Source organism: Agromyces humi (assembly GCF_009720255.1).
In the GTDB taxonomy this organism is placed as follows: Bacteria; Actinomycetota; Actinomycetes; order Actinomycetales; family Microbacteriaceae; genus Agromyces; species Agromyces humi.
In genome coordinates, this window is record NZ_WJSP02000263.1 from 1 (window position 1) to 5,313 (window position 5,313).

The 5,313-nt window shown below is 70.4% G+C and carries 6 protein-coding genes; 5 read left to right on the plus strand and 1 reads right to left on the minus strand.

Going from position 1 to position 5,313, the window contains the following annotated elements; genetic code table 11:
* A partial coding sequence (locus GH736_RS16570; RefSeq protein WP_159605300.1) for a CHAT domain-containing protein occupies window positions 1-1,224 on the minus strand: 1,224 nt, incomplete at its 3' end.
* A gap of 283 nt (window positions 1,225-1,507) precedes the next feature.
* On the opposite strand from GH736_RS16570, the gene GH736_RS16575 reads away from it, so the two are divergent.
* From GH736_RS16575 to GH736_RS16595, 5 genes are all read left to right on the plus strand, one after another.
* Window positions 1,508-2,416 carry a DMT family transporter gene (locus GH736_RS16575; RefSeq protein WP_159605310.1) on the plus strand — a complete coding sequence of 303 codons (909 nt, stop codon included), beginning with the start codon at window positions 1,508-1,510 and terminating at the stop codon, window positions 2,414-2,416.
* Window positions 2,417-2,719: 303 nt separating this feature from the next.
* The gene (locus GH736_RS16580) at window positions 2,720-3,079 is read left to right on the plus strand and encodes a GntR family transcriptional regulator (RefSeq protein WP_159605302.1); all 360 of its coding nucleotides are present in this window, start codon (window positions 2,720-2,722) and stop codon (window positions 3,077-3,079) included.
* Window positions 3,076-3,984, plus strand: coding sequence for an ABC transporter ATP-binding protein (locus tag GH736_RS16585; RefSeq protein ID WP_159605304.1), 909 nt, complete (start codon window positions 3,076-3,078; stop codon window positions 3,982-3,984). Before GH736_RS16580 ends, GH736_RS16585 begins: the two co-directional genes overlap by 4 nt.
* Window positions 3,981-4,748, plus strand: coding sequence for a hypothetical protein (locus tag GH736_RS16590; protein WP_159605306.1), 768 nt, complete (start codon window positions 3,981-3,983; stop codon window positions 4,746-4,748). Before GH736_RS16585 ends, GH736_RS16590 begins: the two co-directional genes overlap by 4 nt.
* A 184-nt stretch (window positions 4,749-4,932) precedes the next feature.
* The coding region (locus GH736_RS16595) for an ATP-binding cassette domain-containing protein (RefSeq protein WP_159605308.1) at window positions 4,933-5,313 on the plus strand (381 nt) is incomplete at its 3' end.

The following is a 5,313-nucleotide window of genomic DNA, read 5'->3' on the forward strand; positions in this document are numbered from 1 at the left end:
GGCCGCGGCGGCGGCGACCAGTCGGACCCGGCGCGGATCGGGCTTCGGCGTCGGCCTGGGTCCGGGCGGGGCGGCGGGGATTCCCGGGATGTCTGCCGAGTCATCCGGGTCATCCGCGGACTTCGGCACGATGAACAGGCGGGTGTCGTCGCCGCGCAGGCAGAGCACCGGCGTCACCCACTCGAGCGTGTCCCGACCGAGGCCGAGGATCGCGATCCGGCCGCTGACCACGGCCTCGTCGATGCGACGGCCATAGGCGAGCGCTGAGTAGAAGCCCTGCGAGAACGCGACGGCCGCCGCGTCGCTGATCGTGAACTGCATCGCGGCGACGGCGTTGATGCCGCTGTTGACGAGCGCCGCGGCCGTGCCGGAGTACAGCTCGTTCGTGCTCGCGGCACCCGACATGCACGAGTTGATCACGACCAGCCGGGGGGTCGGCTCGGCCTCGTCGAGCAGGTCGGCGAGCGCCGACGCGTCGACGTACTCCGCCCGCCCGTCGGGGCCGACGAACGCGAGCACGCCCTCCTCGGAGGAGGAATCGTACGACCCGTGCCCGACGAAGTGGAGCACGTGCCACGGCGCAGAGAGCAGCTTCTCGTGCACGTTGGCCCACGTGACGTCGTCGAGCCACTCGACGAGGATCCGGCCGCGCGCGATATGGGGCCCGAGCGCCGTCTCGAGGCGCATCCGCTCACCCGCGGCGTCGATCGCCGGCAGGTCGCCGGGTGCGGCGACCATCGCGAGCACGCGCAGCGGCGGGTCGAGGTTCAGCGGCTCCATCGGGTCCGTCGTCGGGATCTGACGGATCAGCGGCTCCTTGCGGCAGACGTACACACCGGCTTGGGGGTCGAACAGCGACTCCCACGGGAGGGCGGCGAGCGTCGGGGCGACGAGCCGCAGGCGCACCTGGAGGCTCTCCCCGCGCTCCTTGGCGACGGCACGGCTCGTGCGATACGCCTCCTCGACCTCGCCGGTGAAGACGGCGGAGAACAGCTCGGTGCCCACGCGCTGGATCTCGGTCTCGCCCTCGGTCAGCACCCGCCGCGCCGGAACCGCAGAGGCGAGCACCGTGGAGTCCATGAACGGCAACCGGGTGAGGAGGGTGTCGACGTCCAGCCGGAACGACGCGGATGCCGCGTCCGCCCCGGCCGATCGGAGCACGCGGACGGCCCACGTGCCCGGCTCCTCGCCGGGTCCGATCTCCAGCTCGATGATCGCGCTCACCAGCGGCTCCCGGGCGGTTCCGGGGAGACTGGCCCGGAACCGATACGGAAGCAGGCTACTCCCGCGCGGCCCCGGCGGTCATCAGGTCGGGCACGGGTCGGGCGGCGGAAGCATCCTGCCCACCTCCGGCGGATTCCGGACAAGCACCTGCCCTCGCGGTTCGGCCGGCGGTGCCCGGGCGTACGCTCGACCGGTGAGCACGAGCACCAGCGCGAAGACCGCCGTCGCGGCATCCGGACCCCGACGATCGGGGCGGCTGTCGACGTGGGTGCAGTTCCTCGCCATGGGCGTCGTCTGGGGGGCCAGCTTCCTCTTCATGAAGGTCGCGCTCGAGGGGGTCTCGTTCGGGCAGGTCGCGTGGTCGCGCACCCTGCTCGGGGCGCTGGCGCTCGGCACGATCGTGCTCGTCACGCGGCCGCGCGTGCACCGCCCCGACGGTACCCCGGGACCGGTGCTGCCGCGTGAGCGCGTGGTGTGGCTGCACTTCCTGGTGGTGTCGCTCACCACCTGCGTCATCCCCTACCTGTGCTTCGCGTGGGCCGAGCAGTACGTCTCGTCGAGCCTCGCGTCGATCTACAACGCGACGACGCCGATCATGACGGCGCTCATGGCGACGCTCGTGTTCCGCGTCGAGCGGCTCGGCCTCAGCCGGTGGGTCGGGGTCGGCGTCGGCATCGTCGGCGTGCTCGTGATCATCGCGCCGTGGCAGTACCAGGCGCTCACGGGCAGCCTCGCCGGTCAGCTCGCCTGCCTCGTGGCCACGCTCTGCTACGGGTTCACGTTCGGCTACCAGCGCCGGTTCCTCAGCCAGCGGCCGATCGCCCCGGCGACGTTCGCGTTCCTCTCGATCGGCGTCTCGGCCGTCGTGATGATCGCCCTCACGCCGTTCATCGCCCTGACGCCGGTCGACCTCGACTGGACCATCGCCGGTTCCCTGCTCGCGCTCGGCGTGCTCGGCACCGGCCTCGCCTACATCTGGAACATCAACGTGCTGCGCGCGTGGGGCCCGACGGGCACGTCGACGGTCACCTACGTGACCCCGGTGGTCGGCGTGGCGCTCGGCGTGCTGCTGCTCGGCGAGCGGTTCAGCTGGCACGAGCCGGTCGGCGCGCTGCTGGTGCTGCTCGGCATCCTGCTCGCGCAGGGGCGCCTCCGCCTGCCGCGGCGCACCCCCGCCGACGCCGCCGCCTGACGCCCCCGCCGCCCGCCTTCCCCCTCACCTCCCCGCCGCTTGGCCGTCCCCTCCCCTCCCCGCTGAATGTAGGAACTTCTCGGCGACGCGCGAGCGCGGAGCGCCCGACGCGCCGCGGTGGCGTGCGTTCTTCCTGCATTTCGGATGCCGCCGGCGCCCGATCGGGCACGGTTGGGCCCGCACATACCGGCCCGGCCCGAAGGTCTTGACAGTGGCATCGGAACATGGTTGGTTAGTTACACAAGTAATGAACCAACGAGGTTCGGCACGCAACAGCAGAACGCAACACCAGATAGGCCGGCATTGGACGAATCACGCCCGATCTTCATCCAGATCGCTGAACAGGTCGAGAACGACATCATCGAGGGATCGCTGCCCGAGGGCGGCCAGATCCCGTCGACCAACGAGTTCGCGGCGTTCCTGCGCGTCAACCCGGCCACGGCACTGAAAGGGGTGAATCGCCTTGTCGACGACGGAATCGTGGAGAAGCGACGGGGGATCGGCATGTTCGTGACCCAGGGCGCGAGAGCACGGCTCATCGAACGTCGCAAGGCCGACTTCGCCGCCGAGTACCTCAGGCCGCTCATCATCGAGGCCGAGAAGCTCGGCATCGACATCGACGAACTCGCGGGGCTGCTCCGCGCGGAAAGGATCGACTCATGACCCGCACCGTGGTCCGCGCCAGCGGACTCACCAAGCGCTACGGCTCGTTCACGGCGGTGGACGCCGTCGACTTCACGCTCGAGGAGAACCGCATCTACGGCCTCCTCGGCCGGAACGGCGCCGGCAAGACCACCGTCATGCAGATGCTGACCGGCCAGATCTTCCCGAACGACGGCGAGCTGGAGGTGTTCGGCCGCACGCCGGCCGAGCACGCCGACGTGCTGCGACGACTCTGCTTCATCGCGGAATCACAGCGATACCCCGACGCCTTCCACGCCTCGCACGTGCTGAAGGCGGCACCGTGGTTCTTCGGGAACTGGGATGCCGGGTTCGCCGCGCGACTCGTGGACGACTTCCGGCTCCCGCTCAATCGCCCCATCAAGAAGCTCTCGCGCGGCCAGCTCTCGGCGGTGGGGGTCGTCGTCGGTCTCGCCTCACGTGCACCACTCACGTTCTTCGACGAGCCCTACCTGGGCCTCGACGCCGTCGCGCGGCAGATCTTCTACGATCGGCTCCTCGCGGACTATGCCGCGCACCCCCGCACGATCGTGCTCTCGACGCACCTGATCGACGAGGTGGCCAACCTCCTCGAGCACCTGCTGATCATCGACCAGGGACGCATCCTGCTCGACCGCGATGCCGACGAGGTGCGCGGTTCGGCCACGACGGTGGCGGGCGGCCGCGCGGCGGTCGAATCGTTCGTCGCCGACCGGGCGGTGATCGGTCGGGAGGGCATCGGCGGCCTGGCATCCGTCACCATCGACGGCCGGCTCGACCAGGCCGACCGCGTCCGGGCCGCCGAGCTCGGCCTCGAGCTCGCACCGGTCTCACTCCAGCAGCTCATCGTCCACATGACCGGCGCCGACCTCCGCGCCGACTCGACCGAACAGGAGGTCGCAGCATGACCGCCGTGATCGAGAAGCCGTCCGTCCGCACCGAGCCGCGGTCGCGATTCACCGAGGTGTGGCGCGTCGTGCGCCTGCACGCCCTCACGCCGTCGGTGTTCTTCGGCATTCCGTGGATCATCCTCGGCACCGCCTGGCTGGTGATGATCGTCATCGGCATGATCGCCGGCGCCGCGGGTGCGGACACCGAGAAGATGGGCGAGGGGATGCGCTACAGCTGGGCGGTGCTGTCGCCCCAGTGGTACCTCGTCGTCGTCGGCGTCCAGGCCATCGGCCTCACGATGTCGTTCGCCCTGGGCTTCGGCGCGACGCGACGCGACTTCTGGCTCGGCACGAGTGCCATGTTCGGGATCGTCTCGCTGCTGAACGCCGTCGCCATCGCCACGCTCGTGCAGCTCGAGAAGCTGACCGACGGCTGGTGGCTGAACATCGCCATGTTCGACGCGCTCTGGTACGGACAGAACGGCTGGCTGGTCGACTTCTATACGACCCTCGCACTCCAGCTCTTCGTGCTCTTCATCGGGGCGAGCGTCACGACCGTGTACCTGCGGTGGCGGATGCGCGGCATGCTGACGCTCGCGCTCGGCGCGATCGCGCTCATCCTCGGGTTCGTCGCCATCGCGACCTTCACCGAGAGCTGGCCGGCGATCTTCGAGTGGTTCGGAGGGATCGGCATCGTCGGGGTGTTCACCGTCGTGCTCGGACTCGCCGTGGGGTGCGCGATCGGCGGGTACCTGGTGATCCGGCGCGCCACGCCGCGCTGATCGATCGCGCACACGCGCGATCATGCCGCGGCGCGGCATCCGTTCGGGGGAGCGGATGCCGCGCCGCACTCATTCGCGCCGCACCGGGTCATCCCACCGGGTCATCCGCGAGGATGACGCGATCGTGGCAGGATCCGCCTCGGGTGCGACGCGAGCGTGGGCGCTCCGGCGCGAGGCTCGGAGCATGAGTTCCTTCGTGATCGAGGCAGCCGGCCTCAGCAAGACCTTCGGATCCACGCACGCCCTCGCCGGCGTCGACCTCTCGGTGCGCACCGGCGAGTCCGTCGCCATCATGGGCGCCTCGGGCTCGGGCAAGACGACCCTGCTGCACTGCCTCGCGGGGATCACCCGCCCCGATGCCGGCACCGTCGGCTTCCACTCGGGCGCCGGTCGCGTCGAGGTGACCGCCCTCAGCGAGCGCGAGCGTTCGAGGCTGCGGCGCGAGGCCTTCGGGTTCGTGTTCCAGCAGGGCCTGCTGATCCCCGAGCTCACGGCCGTCGAGAACGTCGCGCTCGCGCTCATGCTGGGCGGGATGCCGCGCGCCCGCGCCGAGGAGTACGGGCGG